This window comes from Buttiauxella sp. 3AFRM03 (genome assembly GCF_003675305.1).
Classification (GTDB): domain Bacteria; phylum Pseudomonadota; class Gammaproteobacteria; order Enterobacterales; family Enterobacteriaceae; genus Buttiauxella; species Buttiauxella ferragutiae.
The window spans coordinates 2,421,838-2,437,804 of the sequence record NZ_CP033076.1 but is presented as its reverse complement, the minus strand read 5'-3'; the positions used below and the strand labels follow the sequence as shown (position 1 = coordinate 2,437,804).

Annotated in this window: 14 protein-coding genes and 1 pseudogene; 9 read left to right on the top strand and 6 right to left on the bottom strand. The window is 51.8% G+C overall.

The window, feature by feature from the left end; translation table 11 throughout:
* Positions 1-21 precede the first annotated feature (21 nt).
* Entirely contained in the window at positions 22-3,384 is a 3,363-nt protein-coding gene (locus tag D8682_RS12885; RefSeq protein WP_121814436.1) for an autotransporter outer membrane beta-barrel domain-containing protein, read from the bottom strand.
* 793 nt (positions 3,385-4,177) lie between these two features.
* Positions 4,178-4,285: pseudogene (locus D8682_RS12880) on the bottom strand (type II toxin-antitoxin system RelE/ParE family toxin); the annotation flags it as partial.
* Positions 4,286-4,681: 396 nt separating this feature from the next.
* On the opposite strand from D8682_RS12880, the gene D8682_RS12875 reads away from it, so the two are divergent.
* The 9 genes from D8682_RS12875 to D8682_RS12835 all read left to right on the top strand — a co-directional run bounded on the left by D8682_RS12875 (position 4,682) and on the right by D8682_RS12835 (position 12,246).
* Positions 4,682-4,999: a glycine dehydrogenase gene (locus tag D8682_RS12875; RefSeq protein ID WP_064540536.1), complete on the top strand. Its 318-nt coding sequence runs from the start codon at positions 4,682-4,684 to the stop codon at positions 4,997-4,999.
* 17 nt (positions 5,000-5,016) lie between these two features.
* Positions 5,017-5,379 carry an SFCGS family glycine-rich protein gene (locus tag D8682_RS12870; protein ID WP_064540533.1) on the top strand — a complete coding sequence of 121 codons (363 nt, stop codon included), beginning with the start codon at positions 5,017-5,019 and terminating at the stop codon, positions 5,377-5,379.
* Positions 5,380-5,381: 2 nt separating this feature from the next.
* Positions 5,382-5,678: a DUF4312 family protein gene (locus D8682_RS12865; RefSeq protein ID WP_064540530.1), complete on the top strand. Its 297-nt coding sequence runs from the start codon at positions 5,382-5,384 to the stop codon at positions 5,676-5,678.
* 23 nt (positions 5,679-5,701) lie between these two features.
* Complete coding sequence (locus D8682_RS12860) at positions 5,702-6,478, top strand: DUF4311 domain-containing protein (protein ID WP_064540527.1); 777 nt, start codon at positions 5,702-5,704, stop codon at positions 6,476-6,478.
* 10 nt (positions 6,479-6,488) lie between these two features.
* Positions 6,489-7,130 (top strand): DUF4310 family protein, encoded by a 642-nt coding sequence (locus tag D8682_RS12855; protein ID WP_064540524.1) that lies wholly within the window; start codon positions 6,489-6,491, stop codon positions 7,128-7,130.
* A 91-nt stretch (positions 7,131-7,221) separates the two neighbouring features.
* On the top strand, positions 7,222-8,355 hold the full coding sequence (locus tag D8682_RS12850; protein ID WP_064540521.1) for an amidohydrolase/deacetylase family metallohydrolase: 1,134 nt from the start codon (positions 7,222-7,224) through the stop codon (positions 8,353-8,355).
* Entirely contained in the window at positions 8,339-9,457 is a 1,119-nt protein-coding gene (locus tag D8682_RS12845) for a DgaE family pyridoxal phosphate-dependent ammonia lyase (protein ID WP_064540518.1), read from the top strand. The genes D8682_RS12850 and D8682_RS12845 overlap by 17 nt, the downstream gene beginning before the upstream one ends.
* On the top strand, positions 9,454-10,194 hold the full coding sequence (locus D8682_RS12840) for a KDGP aldolase family protein (protein ID WP_064540515.1): 741 nt from the start codon (positions 9,454-9,456) through the stop codon (positions 10,192-10,194). Before D8682_RS12845 ends, D8682_RS12840 begins: the two co-directional genes overlap by 4 nt.
* A gap of 141 nt (positions 10,195-10,335) precedes the next feature.
* A complete protein-coding gene (locus D8682_RS12835) occupies positions 10,336-12,246 on the top strand; it encodes a transcription antiterminator (RefSeq protein WP_121814435.1) in 1,911 nt (636 codons plus the stop codon).
* A 48-nt stretch (positions 12,247-12,294) separates the two neighbouring features.
* Here the strand turns inward: D8682_RS12835 and dolP are convergent, their stop codons facing one another.
* Genes dolP through D8682_RS12815 form a run of 4 tightly spaced genes read right to left on the bottom strand, consistent with a single transcriptional unit; the run spans position 12,295 to position 15,921 of the window.
* Positions 12,295-12,870: a division/outer membrane stress-associated lipid-binding lipoprotein gene (gene dolP / locus D8682_RS12830; protein WP_064540510.1), complete on the bottom strand. Its 576-nt coding sequence runs from the start codon at positions 12,868-12,870 to the stop codon at positions 12,295-12,297.
* A 9-nt stretch (positions 12,871-12,879) separates the two neighbouring features.
* Positions 12,880-13,470 (bottom strand): DnaA initiator-associating protein DiaA, encoded by a 591-nt coding sequence (diaA, locus tag D8682_RS12825; protein WP_064540507.1) that lies wholly within the window; start codon positions 13,468-13,470, stop codon positions 12,880-12,882.
* A 19-nt stretch (positions 13,471-13,489) separates the two neighbouring features.
* Positions 13,490-13,885 (bottom strand): YraN family protein, encoded by a 396-nt coding sequence (locus tag D8682_RS12820; protein ID WP_121814434.1) that lies wholly within the window; start codon positions 13,883-13,885, stop codon positions 13,490-13,492.
* A complete protein-coding gene (locus tag D8682_RS12815; RefSeq protein WP_121814433.1) occupies positions 13,843-15,921 on the bottom strand; it encodes a penicillin-binding protein activator in 2,079 nt (692 codons plus the stop codon). The genes D8682_RS12820 and D8682_RS12815 overlap by 43 nt, the downstream gene beginning before the upstream one ends.
* Between the last annotated feature and the right edge of the window lie 46 nt (positions 15,922-15,967).

Genomic DNA, 15,967 nt, shown 5'->3' with positions numbered 1-15,967 from the left:
AAACCCCGCTCAAAATTTAATTTAGAAGCTGTACTTCACCCCAACCATAGCGGCGGCGTCGTTATAACCTTTATCGCCGACCTGAACGCCGACATTACCCCACAGATTCAGATTGTTATTCAGCTGGCCCTCAACACCGGTTTTAATTTCCCCGATATCGCGCGCACCACTCTGATAAACACTCTCGCCATCCATGCGGGTGCCGAAGTCCTGGGTGTTATGGATCCAGTTAACTTCCACAAACGGCTGGAAGGTGCGATTTTTACCGTCATCCACTTTGCTGTGGCCTTTCAGGTAAGTGCGCACACCCAGACGAGTCTGGATATTGTCGTCACCTTCACCGTTGACGCGCGTGCCGTTACTTTCACGGTGGTCGTCTGCCTTAACACCCATCCAGATAGCCTGTGCCTGAGGCTGGATATACCACTCATTCAGCGAACCCTGGCTGCCGGTATACTCGCCCAGTTTGTGGGTGTAACCCAGCTCGATGGAAGCGGTGATGCCGCTTGATTTGTAGGACTCGCCCTGAATATCCTGGCCTTTCACATCGTTGTTGAACCAGCCGTACTGCGCCCAGCTATCCACATAAGTGCCCTGATGTGTTTCGTCATTTTCATACCAGGTGGCGTAAAGCCCGGCGCTGTAACCATCCACAGAACCTTTGGAATGATAACCGGTAACACTGGAGTGGCTGTTGCTGCTGTTGTTGCCGTAACCGCCCATCGCCCCAAGGTGCAGACGTTGCAGGCCGTCGCCGCTCCACTGCGCCAGATCGCCGCCCAGTTGCACCACGTAACGGTTGCTTTGGGTTTTGAGCTGACCGCTGCTGTCTCTCCAGTTGTTATGCCCGCCAACCTGACGTAACCACAGGCTGGTGACTTTCTGCTCGCCGGTCAGCGCATCGGTATATTGAGTTTCCCCTAAACGGTCATGCAGTCGGGTCACAAACATGGTGTTAGCTGCCGCCAGGTTAGCGGTATAGCTGGCTGATTCCGGGCGAACAGTCGGTGTGCCTTGCTGACCTGATTCTGGTGTCGTAGGTTTTGACGGCTCAAGTGGGGTGATTGGCAGTTCTGCTGGCGGCTCAATTGGCACAACAGGTTCTTCCGGGTCGACGGGATCGATCGGTGGCGCAATAGGTTTATTTGGATCAATCGGTACTATTGGCTGTTTTTCCCCCTTGCTGGTCAGATACCAGTTGGCCCCTTTCTGCACCAGGTCGTAGTCATACGCTCCGGCGACAATACGCCCTGATTTGGTGAAGGTACCGTCAGACAGGCCTTTGACATCAACAACCTCAATGCCTTCAACCGTCTTCGCTCCGTGCCCACCGACGTTGTTGATCTGCATAAAGGTGTTGCCGCTGGTATCGCCGTTGACCAGCAGTTTGTCGGTCACGGAAGCGTCGTCACCCAAAACGGTGTTCATCACCAGAGTACCGTCCTGGCCGTGCCAGTTATTGGCCGTCAGGGTGTGTCCGCTGGTCATTGGTGAGGTCGTTGGCGCGATATAACGGATAGTCCCGGCGAGGTTAACGTCGTCGACTACGGAATCCGCTGTCATATCCCAGCTACTGGATTTATCGATGTTGACGTCGGTTGGGTCAATCCAGCCGGTCAGATTTGCACCGTTACGCAAAGACAGCGCAGTGTTGTCTTTGGCGATGATATTACTGACTAGCTGTGCGCCGCCGTTGCTGCCATCAAGCACCAACTCGCCGCCATCGATATGGGTATCGCCTGTCCAGCCTGTTTTACCGGTCAGCGTCAGAGAACCGTCACCGGTTTTAGTCAGGCTGCCTTCGGAAGTGCCATCGACAATATTGCCCGCGTAGCGGGAATCATCTGCGCTTGTCGCATTGTTGACGGTCAGTGTCGCGCCATTCAACTGAACTTCACCGCCGGTGCCACCAAGGCGATTCACCAGTTGGTTGTTACCGTTCAGATCAAACACGCCGCCATTGATATTCACTTCATTGCTGGTGGCAATACTGTCAACTTCATCTGTACGCAGCGCGCCTGCATTGACGATGGTTTTGCCGGTGTAGCTATTTTGGGCGGTTAAAATGGTGGTGCCATCGCCCTGTTGAGTCATCGAACCTGTGCCTGAAATCACACCAGACAGTGTGGTTTCCGCTGGGTTATTGATGACAAATTCGCTGTTGTTGACGACATTACCGACGATGGAGCCAGCCGTGCTGCCATCGCCTAGTTGCAGAGTGCCACCGCTGATGGTGGTGCCGCCGGTGTAGGTATTCGCGCCAGTCAGTACGGTTGTGCCGTTTAAGTTGGTGACCGTCCCCTTGCCTGAAACTTTCGGCGAGAACAGGTAGTTTCCTGAGGTATCTGAGTGGTTAAACACCAGCGCATTACTTGCATTGAGTAAATCAATTTTTGGTGTTTCCAGTGTGCCTGGAGCAGTCGCAGCAGACCCTTCTTCAGCACCGATGTAAATAGTGCTGCCATCACCCGCCACGTTGATGCCATTTCCAGCCACCACGCGGCCTTGATTTGCAACAACCAACGTTCCGGTACTTTCGGCTTCAGTGCCATCTTTGGAGCTAAAACCAATGGAAAGTGTGCGATTCGCGCCGAGATCCCAGCTTGAACCTGCGCCACTGATGGTTGCAATGCCCGTCGATCCGGATGCTGCGGCAATGGCCCCACCATTACTGTTGATGGTGCCACCATCGGTAACGTTTAAGGTGCCGGTTCCGCTGCCACCCACACTTAATCCGCCGCTGGTAATCGTGAGGTTTGAACCTTTTCCGCTGACGTTCACGGTACCGTTAGCCTTCTTACCATGGCCAACGGAGGATGATGAGTTGGAGGTCACTTTCCCACCGTTGGTGATGTTTAACGTCCCGGTGCCGTTGGTTCCGACGGTGATCCCCGAGCTTGAATCCGCAGTGACAAATAAATGGGAATCGGCACCATCGACATTAACGACACCGTTACCACTGCCGTTTTGCCCGATATTAATAAACATGGCGTACATATTGCCGCCGTTTTTAATATTCAGCGTGCCATCTCCGCTGCCGCCAACAGTGGTTGTTCCTTTGCCCGATGGGTCATTAGAGGAGGTAACACTGTCGTACCAGGTGCCGCCATCGACATCCACCGTCCCGCTGTCGCCATTATCGTAGCCCAGTACTGAACCAGTGATTCCACCAGACGTCTGCCCGGCGACAACAGTCTCACCTTGTTTGATAATCAGCGAGCCTGTTCCGTTCCTACCGACATATAAGGCGTCCGGATTTTCAGGAAGGTCAGCAAAGGTATCGTCTTTATTGATCATTAAAGCGTGAGCAGTAGTCGTACACAGCGAGGCTGCGATAAATAAGCCCAGCCCTTCGCGGGATACCGCTTTATAAATATATTTCATGCGTTTATTATCTCGGAATCTATTATTAATACTCTAATAGATTGGGATTCATTCCCATGTTTCTGGTTGCAATAAATACAATTTCTGGCTATATAAAAACGAGCGAAAGCCAGCATGTGAAGACGCTGTTTGCTTGGTTTTTATACAACTCGTTACCCGTTAATGTATCATTACAGGTAGAGTGGTGGGAATTGATCACCATTATTATTAATTTGAGTTAAGTGTAATTATTCAAGTTTCCCGAGAAGCCAAGAGAAATCATTAGCTATTACGGTCTGAATTTTTTGGCCATTTCATATAAAGTAACGACATTATTTTTTAATGGTTATTATTGTTTAAATTATTGATTTTAAATGTATTTAATTTGTTTTTGAATGATGGGTTATTGAAGGGTAATCATTAAGTGGTGCTGTTAATACTCAAGCGGTTATCCTGATGTAAAATCTAGCGTCTGTTGATTTGACTTAAGTATTCTGTGGAAATATTTATTTACATGAGGGGGGCGTATTTCTCTGGAATTGTTGAATGAGAATCTTCTCACTATTTGTATTGAATGTTTATTCTTGTTTTTACTTTATATATCCGACTTGGAAAACAATAGTTTTATTGTGGGATAATGCTTTGGTGAAAACAAATTTGATCATGAAATAGACAAAAACGATTAATATCGTTGTTTTTTTGATCAGGTAAACCATAATCGATTATTTAATATTGAAGAATAGATTCTTATTTACCCTCTCGCTGTAACATCGCTGCGTTGTGATTGTTCTGATGATGGTGTCCCAATCGTGATTCAGAGAACCCATTTTACAGCTTCTGAATAAATGTCTGAACGTTCTCTTTTCCCAACTGAAACGACAAAGACAACGTCCTTTTCATCAATGACCTGGTAGACGAGGCGATTCGTCTGCTGACCTGAGTCTAATTATTAACATAATTTAATGTAATGTAAGCAAGGTACGATTCTGCCACTAACCCAACACTCAATCTCAATCACTCCCCAAAACAAAACCCACCCATAAGCCTTTCCAATAATTAACCGAAAACATCCCACACATCACAAATTTGCTCAAAAACTATCACTGCCACCAATAGATTCACCCTCACTAATCCGTGACTGAAATCACAATAACCCAGCGAATTATCGCGAATCGGGCACTTTTTGTGGCGCGTATCACTAATGCGGCTGCGATTTCCGTTTCGAAGTGGAAAACAACTCGCTACAAACCTTTAACCTCTGCCGATACCTTAAAAGCCTAACAGCGAAGAGGTACGCAGTGTGAAGAACGGAGCGGTAATGGTTAATGAAGCCGGGAGTACCGAGCAAACGCAGCTTACGGAACGGGTGCTGGCGTTTATCGATACGCTGCTAAAGAACAGAAACATCACACCGAACGCGGTGCAAGTTCAGATGTTGACGTCCCACGTTCGTGCCATGGCACATCGGTCACTGACCGGTGAGCCGCTACCAGAAGTCGAAGAGAGCCTGTTTGATGAAATCTCTGAAGATTCTCTGGTGATGGCAAAAGAGGTAGTGGAACAGTTTGGCAATCTGCCGGTTGAAGAGGCGTGGTTGCTGTCAGTGCATTTCGAAGTCGCGAAAGACAATCTTTGAATAATCAGGAGATAACGATGGAACAAATTACCGTAGTAATTGGCGACCGCCTGGGTAAAGGCCAAAAAGTGGCAGCAGGCATCGAAAAAGCGGGTGGCCGCGCCGTGGTTATTGCAGGCGTTGCCGCTGATATGAAACTGGGTGACGTGATGAAAGCGGAGAACGCCACATTCGGCATCTCCTTCTGCGGCAGTGGCGGTGCAGGTGCCATCACGGCACAAACCAAACACGGCTACAAAGCCAAGTACGGTATGCGCTCAGTGGAAGAGGGCGTCACCGCCATCAACGAAGGTAACAACGTGCTGGGCTTCGGCTTTATGGATAAAGAAGAGCTGGGCGAGCGCCTGGTTCAGGCCTGGGCCAAGAAGTACGGTAAGTGAGTATGAAAGAACACTTCTCCGAAAAGGTGAGAGTGAAAGGGCGCGGCGACACTAAAGCCAAAGCCTTTGCTGACGCCCTGAATCATGTTCAGGGCTCGGTGATGAAATCTTCTCCCCATATTTTGCTGCGCATTGAGCCACAAGATGTGCAGGTTGTTCAGGCGCGAGTCCAGGTGAAGAAAGAGGCCTTTTTGTTCTTCTTTCTCAAGCGCGAGAAACAATTGTTCAGCGTGGAGTTGGATGTTTCGGTCAATGTAACAGCCATTAATATGGACAAAGTAGACTTCATCCCCCAATAAAATCACACAGAAAGGACAGACTGATGTTCTTAATTATATTAATAAAATCGCTGATCATCGGCGGCCTGGTTGGCGTAGGTGTTGGCGCCGGGGCGGCACGTATGTTCCATGCGCCGACCACTCAAGGGATGGGCGCATTTCGTACGCTCGGTGAACTAAACTCTTGTGAGGGTGATCCGGCTTCACACTTCTCTTTTGGTCTGGGCTTCTTCTTTAACGCCTGGGCATCTTCCGTTGCTGCGGGTGCTTTCACGCAGGATGTTGACCACCGCATTATCCCTAACTGGGGTGCGGCCGCGTTAATGCTGAAAAACCGTAACGTTGCCCAAACCCTGCACGACCCGAAAAAGATGGCTTTCGCTTGCGGCATCATCGGCATGATTGTGGTCGCTTTCCTTAACTCCACAGCCTCTGCGGTTCCTGCGGCATTGCAGGTGACGGCGGTAAAAGTGCTGGTTCCGGCGGCTAACTTGCTGGTTAACACCGTGATGCCGGTCATTTTCTGGCTGGCAGCGATTGATGCCGGTAAGAAATCGGGCTTCTGGGCGACGATTTTCGGCGGCTGTGCGCAACTGATTATGGGCAACGCCGTACCAGGCCTGGTGCTGGGCATCTTGATTGGTAAAGGTGTTGAAGAGAGCGGCTGGAACCACGTCACCAAAGTGATGATGGTGGCGATTGTTGCGCTGTTTGTGCTGAGCGGTTTCTTCCGTGGCTTCGATATGAAAATGATCGAATCCTTCCATCTGACCGTGCCGAACTGGCTCGATCTGATTCACAACTCGCTGAGCGGAAAATAAGGAAGCTGTGATGGAAGAAAATAAAGGTTTTTGGTACGCCGACTGGTCTTTCCCAATTTTTGTTGGCCTGCTTTCTTCCGGCGTGTTCGCCGGGACACACATGTACTACCTGTACGGTATCGGCGCATTTAACGAAGTGGCGTTTGTTTCCATGCTGCGCGCCGGGATTGATACCGGCGTGTATGGCGCGGTGGCGGCGTTCGGTGCCAGCTTCCTGTTTGCGCGCATTATTGAAGGTTCGCTGGTCGGTATTCTGGATATCGGCGGCGCGATTCAAACCGGTGTCGGGCTAGGTGTGCCAGCTCTGTTGCTGGGCGCGGGGATTGTCTTCCCGGTAGCCAACTTTGCCGCATCACTGGTGACGGGGCTGGCGATTGGCGTGGCGATTGGTTATGTGATTATTCTGGCGCGTAAATTCACCATCAACCAAAGCAATTCCACCTACGGCGCAGACGTGATGATGGGCGCGGGTAATGCCTCCGGTCGCTTCCTGGGGCCGTTGATTATCCTCAGTGCGATGACCGCATCTATTCCAATCGGTATCGGTTCGCTGGTGGGTTCTCTGCTGTTTTACCTGTGGAACAAGCCGATCACCGGTGGTGCAATTTTGGGTGCGATGCTCCTGGGGGCGTTCTTCCCGATTGCTTTGTAGCCCAGTGGTGGATGACGCTGCGCTTATCCACCCTACAACATCATTCGTAGGGCGGATAAGCAACGCGCCATCCGCCAGTAAGGAGAAAACCATGTTTGATTTAATCCTGCGCAATGCGTGTCTGGTGGACGATACGGTTATCGACATCGCGTTGAAGGATGGAAAAATTGCCGCGCTGGGTGAGTTCAGCGGCGAGGCAAAGGAAGAACGCCAGCTCAACGGCGAGTATTACGTCAGCGCAGGCTGGATTGATTCTCACGTTCACTGCTACCAAAAATCCCCGATTTATCACGACGAACCCGACAGCATCGGCATCAACACTGGCGTGACAACCGTGGTGGATGCCGGAAGTACTGGCGCTGACGATATTGACGACTTTTACGCGTTAACGCGCAAGGCGGTGACAGAGGTTTACGCGATACTGAACATCTCCCGCGTTGGGTTGATTGCGCAAAACGAACTGTCAGACATGGCGAATATCGACAAAGCTGCGGTGCGTGATGCGCTACAGCGCCATGAGGGTTTTATCGTCGGCATTAAAGCGCGTATGAGCAGCAGCGTGGTGGGGGCCAACGGCATTAAACCACTGCAACGTGCCAAAGAAATCCAGCGTGAAAACGGTGATCTGCCGCTGATGGTGCACATTGGCAACAACCCGCCGGATCTCGATGAAATCACCGATTTACTGACCACGGGCGATATCATCACCCATTGCTACAATGGCAAACCTAACCGCATTCTGACGCCAGCAGGCGAATTACGCGCCTCGATTGCCAGTGCGATTGCGCGCGGCGTGCGTCTGGATGTCGGCCACGGCACCGCGAGTTTCAGCTTTGAAGTGGCGAAAATCGCCATCAGCAAAGGGATTTTGCCACACACTATCAGCTCCGATATTTACTGCCGCAACCGCATCAATGGCCCGGTACATAGCCTGGCGGTGGTGATGTCAAAATTCCTCTCGATAGGCATGTCGCTGCCACAAGTGATTGATTGTGTTACCTCTCATGCCGCCGATGGCCTGCGCCTGGCAAATAAAGGGCGTTTGACGGTTGGCCTCGATGGTGATCTGACTATCTTTGCCAAACGCCGCCAGCCGACAGTATTTACCGATTCCGAAGATCAGACGCTCGCAGGTGAGCAGTTGCTGGTCGCATTGGCCGTCGTTCGCGCCGGTCAGTGGTTTACAACCGAACAAGGGGAAGAAGAACATGTCTTCGATTTATGAAAAATACAATCTAAAACAAGTGATTAACGCATCTGGCCGTATGACGGCGCTCGGTGTTTCTACCCCGCGTGCGGAAGTGGTCGATGCGGTCACTAATGGTATGAATCATTATTTTGAGATGAAAGACCTGGTGAACAAAACCGGGGACTACATCGCAAATCTGCTGGAAGTGGAAGGGGCGACGGTAGTCTCTTGTGCCTCGGCGGGAATCGCACTGTCCGTAGCGGCGGTACTGGTGAAAGACAACGCCTGGCTGATTGAAAACCTGCACGCTGCACCACTAGAGAACAACGAGATCGTGCTGCCAAAGGGCCACAATGTGAACTTCGGCGCACCGGTTGGCACCATGGTCAATCTCGGTGGTGGCAAAGTTGTGGAAGCGGGTTACGCCAACGAATGTTCGGCCGATCAACTCGCTGCGGCGATTTCCCCGCGCACCGCTGCCATTCTGTATATCAAATCGCACCACTCAGTGCAGAAAAGCATGCTCAGTGTGGAGCAAGCCGCTGTGGTAGCCCGCAAACATAACTTACCACTGATTGTTGATGCGGCTGCCGAAGAAGATTTGCAGTGCTACTACCGTGCGGGTGCGGATCTGGTGATTTATAGCGGTGCCAAAGCCATTGAAGGGCCAACCAGCGGGCTGGTGATTGGCAAGGCGCAATATGTTGAGTGGGTGAAACTGCAAACCGGCGGCATTGGTCGTGCCATGAAAGTGGGCAAAGAAGGCATCCTCGGTTTGACCTGCGCCATTGAACACTATTTAACGGCGGCTAAAGAGAGCGGGGCGCAAATGGTGGAAAAAATGTCGCCATTTATCGACAACCTCAACACCCTTGATGGCATCAGCGCGCGCGTGGTGTGGGACGCCGCTGGCCGTGATATTGCGCGTACGGAAATCAAGTTCGACGAAGCGGTGATTGGTACCAGCACCAGTGAACTGGTGAGTGCGCTTAAGCAAGGCGAGTATGCGATTTTCTTCCGTGGCTACAAAGCCAACGAAGGCATTATTGAAGCTGATGTACGCAGCGTTAGCCCACAGCAGTTAGAAATTGTTTATCACTGCATTAAAGCGTTGGTCAGCAAGGAGAAACAGGCATGAAATTAGCCCCGAATTTTTACCGTGATCGTGTTTGCCTGAATGTGCTGGCGGGTTCGAAAGAGAACGCTAAAGAGATTTATGACGCGGCAGAAGGCCATGTCTTAGTCGGGGTACTTTCCAAAAACTATCCCGATATTGCTAGTGCCGTTGCGGACATGCGTGAGTATGCGGCATTGATTGAAAATGCACTGTCTGTTGGCCTTGGCGCGGGCGATCCGAACCAGTCGGCGATGGTCAGTGAAATCTCCCGTCAGGTACAACCGCAGCACGTAAACCAGGTGTTTACCGGGGTTGGCACTTCGCGTGCGCTGCTTGGGCAAAGCGAAAGCGTGGTCAATGGCCTGGTTTCGCCAACCGGCACGGTTGGCATGGTGAAAATCTCCACCGGCCCGCTGAGTTCGGGCGCACCGGACGGCATTGTGCCTGTCGAAACCGCGATTAAATTGCTGAAAGATATGGGCGGCAGCTCAATCAAATATTTCCCAATGGGTGGTCTGGAATGCCGCGAGGAGTTTGTAGCGGTTGCTGCTGCTTGTGCGAAGCATGATTTCTGGCTCGAACCAACCGGCGGTATTGATCTCGAAAACTACGAGGAGATCCTCAAGATCGCGCTGGACGCGGGTGTCCGCAAAATCATTCCGCATATTTACAGCTCGATTATTGATAAAGCGAGCGGCAATACGCGTCCGCAAGATGTGCGTACCTTGCTGGAGATGACGAAGAAGTTGGTTGGCTAACACCACCCTCACCCCGGCCCTCTCCCTGAGGGAGAGGGAGAATACCGGACAGTCCCCCTCTCCTGGGGGAGAGGGTTAGGGCGCCACATTCGTTAACTCTCAGCCATAATGGAAAGTATCTTTTAACGAAAGGAAACGGCAGTGAGATTCCCGAACCAACGTCTGGCCCAATTGTTTGAGATGCTACAAAACGAAACGCTGCCCCAGGATGAACTGGCGCGGCGCTTATCTGTTTCTACTCGCACGGTGCGCACTGACATTACCGCCTTAAATGCGCTGATGGCCGGGCATGGTGCGCAATTTGTTCTGAATCGCGGCGCAGGCTACCAACTCAATATTGCCGATACAGCCCTCTATCAGGCGCTGGTGCAGCAGCCTTCGCGCCAGTTGCGTATTCCGCGTAACTCGCCTGAGCGGGTGCATTATCTGGTGGCGCGCTTCCTGACCTCTGCATTCTCTTTAAAACTCGAAGACCTGGCCGACGAGTGGTTTGTGAGCCGCGCGACGTTGCAAAGTGATATGGCAGAAGTGCGTGAATGGCTGGCGCGCTACAACCTGGTAATTGAAACTCGTCCGCGCCACGGTATGAAGTTGTTTGGTAGTGAAATGTCGGTGCGCGCCTGCCTTACTGAACTGCTCTGGCAATTGAGCCAGGAAGACAGCGACAACCCGCTGTTAACCGAAGAAGCATTGAATGCTGGGGTGCCAGAACAACTGGCAGCGGAACTACACAACTGTTTTACGCGCTGTCGAATCCGGCTGACGGATGAAGGTGAGCAGTTTATTCGTTTGTACTGTGCTGTTGCAGTGCGTCGTATTAGCGAAGGCTACCCATTGCCGGAGTTTAGCGCCGACGATGTCGACGAAGCGGTACGTGAAGCCGCGCGGCAAATCACCGCGTTGTTACAGACGCTGGCCGGTAAACCGCTCTCTGAAGCTGAAGAACAGTGGCTGCAAGTGCATATCGCTTCACGTCAGGTACAAGAAGTAGCTCCGAGCGCCATTAGTGCCGACGATGACGAAGCGCTGGTGAACTATATTCTGAGTTTTATCAACAACAACTATAACTACAACCTACTGAGTGATAAGCAGTTACACGCGGATTTGCTCACGCATATCAAAACTATGATCACCCGCGTGCGTTATCAGATAAACATCCCTAACCCGCTGCTTGGCAACATCAAACAGCACTATCCCATGGCGTATGACATGACGCTGGCGGCGGTGTCGAGTTGGGGGAAGTACACGCCTTTTGTGATCAGCGAAAACGAAATTGGTTTCCTGGTGCTGCATATCGGTGTCGGGCTGGAGCGCCACTACAACATTGGCTATCAGCGTAACCCGCGAGTGCTGCTGGTTTGCGATACCGGTAATTCCACGGTGCGCATGATTCAGGCAATGTTGCTGCGCAAATATCCGCAAATCGAGGTCAGACGTATCATTTCGCTACGCGACTACGAACAGCTCGAAAGCGTTGAGGAAGATTTTGTTATCTCTACCGCCAGAGTTACCGATAAAGCAAAGCCTACCGTGGTCGTCGCCCCGTTCCCGACGGAGTACCAGCTCGAACAGTTGGGTAAGCTGGTGCTGGTGGACAGAACGCGCCCGTACATGCTGGATAAATTCTTCGATGCCAGCCATTTCCGGGTGATTGACGAGCCAATGACACAGCAGGAGTTGTTCCGCACGCTCTGCCAGCAGCTTGAGCAAGAAGGCGTTGTCGGAGCAGAGTTTTATCCGTCAGTGGTCGAACGCGAAGCGATTGTTAGTACCGTGTTGGGCGAGGGCATCGCGCTTCCGCACTCATTGGGGCTGATGGCGAATAAAACCGTGGTCTATACCGTGCTTGCGCCGCAGGGCATCAGTTGGGGCGATGAAACAGCACACGTCATTTTCTTACTGGCAATCAGTAAAAGCGAGTACGAGGAGGCGATGGCGATTTACGATCTTTTTGTCACTTTCCTGCGTGAAAGGGCGATGCCGAGGCTGCGTGATAGCAAGAATTTTGAGGAGTTTAAAGCGGTGGCGATGGATTGTTTGAGCCGGTTTTAGCGGGGAAATTCCCTCTCCTGGGGGAGAGGGTTAGGGTGAGGGCAGAAATTACTTCAGAATCGTAAACGCAGTCGTCACATGCTTAACGTCACTAACCCGGCTGGCAATATCTGCCGCAGCCTTGGCTTCCCGCTCGGTCACCAGACCTAACAAGAACACTTCGCTATTCTCTGTCGTGACTTTCACACTGGTTGATTTCACCTGGTCGCTTGCCAGCAATTGCGAACGCACTTTAGTGGTAATCCAGGTATCTGATGAAGCTGTACCCAGGCCGATTGGCGCCATTTGGCGGATTTCGTTGTACACCTCGGTGGTGCCATCAACGCCCAGCGCAATTTGTTTGGCTCGGGCTGCGAGTTCAGTATTTGGTGCCTGGCCGACTAACAGGACTTTGCCCTGATAGGTAGAGACATTAATTCGTGCTTCTTTCTTGATTTGTGCGTCTTTGTTCAGAGCGCTACTGACGTTCAGCTCCAGCGTGCCATCGTCAACCTGAGTACCGACTGTGCGCGGATCTGTCGCAGTTTTCGTGGCGACAGCAGCGGTACCCACTACTGCAGCAGCAACACAACCTTGTAGAAGTAACGCAGTAATAAGGACTGCAAGTGGCTTATAGGCCTTCATCTGTACTCCTTAATCGTCCTGGTGAGGGAATAACGTATTATCAATCAGATCGCACAAGCAGTTTACCGTCAACATGTGCATTTCCTGAATGCGCGCGCTGCGATGAGAAGGGATGCGAATTTCAACATCCTGTGGCCCTAATAAACCAGCCAACTCCCCGCCGTCATAGCCAGTCAATGCCACGATAGTCATATCACGCGTCACGGCGGCTTCTACCGCTTTGACGATATCACGACTGTTGCCGCGGGTTGAAATCGCGAGCAGGATGTCGCCGGTATGACCAAGCGCACGTACTTGTTTCGCATACACTTCATCGTGTAAACGATCATTTGTGATAGCGGTTAAGACCACATTATCGGCGTTAAGTGCAATGGCAGGTAAACTCGGGCGCTCGGTTTCAAAGCGGTTGATCATACTGGCGGCAAAGTGCTGGGCGTTAGCCGCAGAGGTGCCGTTACCACAGCACAGAATTTTATTGCCATTGAGCAGTGACTGAACCAGTGTCATTGCTGCACGGGAGATAGCATCTGGCAGAGCTTCAGCTGCGGCAATCTGGGTTTGAATACTTTCCGTGAAGCAGGCTTTGATTCTTTCGAGCACGTTTATTTACCTGGTTACTTTAAAAATCTGCGGTGAACGCGTTGGTTAACCACTCTATTTCATTGCCGGTGAAGGCTAACACATCGAAACGGCAATCCACAGTATCAAAACTTCCTGATGTGCCGGCTAGCCAATACCGGGCAGCTTGTAATAACTTTTGTTGCTTACGTGGTGTGACGCTGGCGGCGGCATCACCAAAGTGGTTAGAGCGCCGGTAGCGTACTTCCACAAAGACGATAACGGTGCCGTGTCGCATGATGAGGTCGATTTCGCCACCGCGAGAATGCACGTTGGCGGCCATGAAACGCAGTCCTTTGCGTTCAAGAAAATGGCGCGCCGCTAATTCGTAGCGCGCGCCAGTTTGTTGACGTGTCAGGACGCTGGAACGATTTGACCCTGACTGAATTGCAGCCAATTTAACTTCCTGTTAATGACACAATCTGGATTTGAAGACAGCGTACCTGTGTTGCCATTGACCTGATAACCCGGTACCTGGCGGATTTGCGAGAAGTGATTTGCCAGAGACCAGGCATCGACACCCATCGCGTACAGACGCGCCAGCGAGTAATCGTTATGCACGTTGCTCAGCGCCTGCTGCATCATCGACGGGTTGTTACCGGCAAGCATTGGGATTTCACTGAACTGCAAACCATCCATTTCCAGACGGAAATCCGGGCCGTTCACGCCCTGTGAGCTGCGCGAGCTGGCATACAGTTGCGCTGGACTGCGGCTTCCGGTACGCATGGCAATCATCGGTTTGATCAACGCGACTTCATCTGGCGTTGCCACGATATAAGCTGCATCAACGCCGCCGGAGGTGCCTGCGGTAATTTGTGCGTCAGTCGGTGGTGGTGGGATAGTCAGCCCGCCGATGGTCACACCTTCCGGTTGAGCGGATGCTGGGGTGACTGGAGAACCTGTTAATGCGATGCCAGAACCGCTATTAATGCCTTGTTTGAGTTCGGCAACGGAGCCAAATTTCTGTTGCAGAACAGTACCGCCACCTAACTTCATCCATTCTTCAGCGAAGGCCTTAGTGACGCGATCACCCAGCGCATTGCGCGGGACCAATAACAGCGGTGCACGATGGCCTTGTTGCCAGATATGGCCAGCTGCATCACGGGCTTCATCTTCTGGCGACAGTGCGAAGTAACAGATATTGGCACGATTCTGCACTTTCTCTGGCTGGTTGAGCGCCAAAATGTTCAGTGGCGAAGTGCTGTTTGCTAACTCATCGACATTGTTTTTCAACAACGGGCCGACAACGATAGTCGCGCCATCTTGCTGGGCTTGCGCCAGTATCTGTGCCAGTGGCTGCGTGGTGGTGTCGTAGACTTTGATTTCAGCGGATGGATTCGCTGGAGCCGTTGCTGCTGATTGTACTTGCGGTGCAGATTGCGGCACTGGCGTTGGTTGTGCAGCATCTGCCGCTGGCTGTTGCGTTAAGTCATCAACCGATGCGGCTGACGGGCTCGCCACCATGTTGGCATCAGTTGGCTGCGGTAAGGCAGCCTGGGTGGTATCGACAGGTTGTGCGTTGGTATCTGGAGTTGTGGCAGGAGCCGTAGATTGCGCCACCGGAGCCGAACCCATGTTTTTCGCCGCTTCAAAACCTTGTTGAATCGTGCGACCAAAAACCGCCGCCTGGCCGCTTAATGGCAGCAGAAGGGCAATTTTGTTCGTCGAAGCCGCTTTGTAGTTCTGCATATTGCTTAACTGAGTCGGCAGCGTTTTTGCACCCGGATTCTGCGGGTAACGCGTTTGCCAGTCTTTAATACCGGCTTTCAGCATTTCAGGATCGTTACGGTTGTCATTCCACACGCGTTGCAGATCCAGCCAACCTTGCAGCGTGTTTTCGTCAGCATTGATGACCAGTGAATTCATCTGCTCTGGCGTCATCTGAGATAATGCCTGCCAGGTACCGTCGATATTTTTCTGATGCGCAGGGCCGGTCAAGATAGGCTCCTGGGCAATATAAGCACGCAGCAGCTCCAGCGACGCACGATTCTGGCTGGCGTCGATAACAGACTGGTAATAGCGGGCCTGCTGGTTTTTGCTCAATTCTGCCGGATTGATTTTGGCGAGCGCGGCGTTCGCGGCGGCGTAATCTTTCTGCGCGACTCTGATTTCAGGCACCAGCAGCTGTTGTTCACGACGCTGTTCGTCATTCATCTCTTTGGGTAGCTGGTTGTAGAGATCAACGGCTTGCTGAGTTTTACCTTCTTTTACCAGCGCATGAATGGCGAGTAATTGCCAGGTGGTCTTGCTATCATCAGCGCTCTGCTGCATTTGCTGCAGGTAATACGCTGAATCGGCAGTCGCTTCGCCCTGCATATGCGCGGTCGACTGGTCTGGTGCTTTAGTAGTAGTACAGCCGGCAAAGAACAGCGCGGCCAGCACAACCGGCAGACAGCGCCCGGCTTTAGAACGAATAAATTTAGACGGTACCATTCTGTATCCAGTGTAATTTTTATCTCAGTGTTCAATATTAAATCGG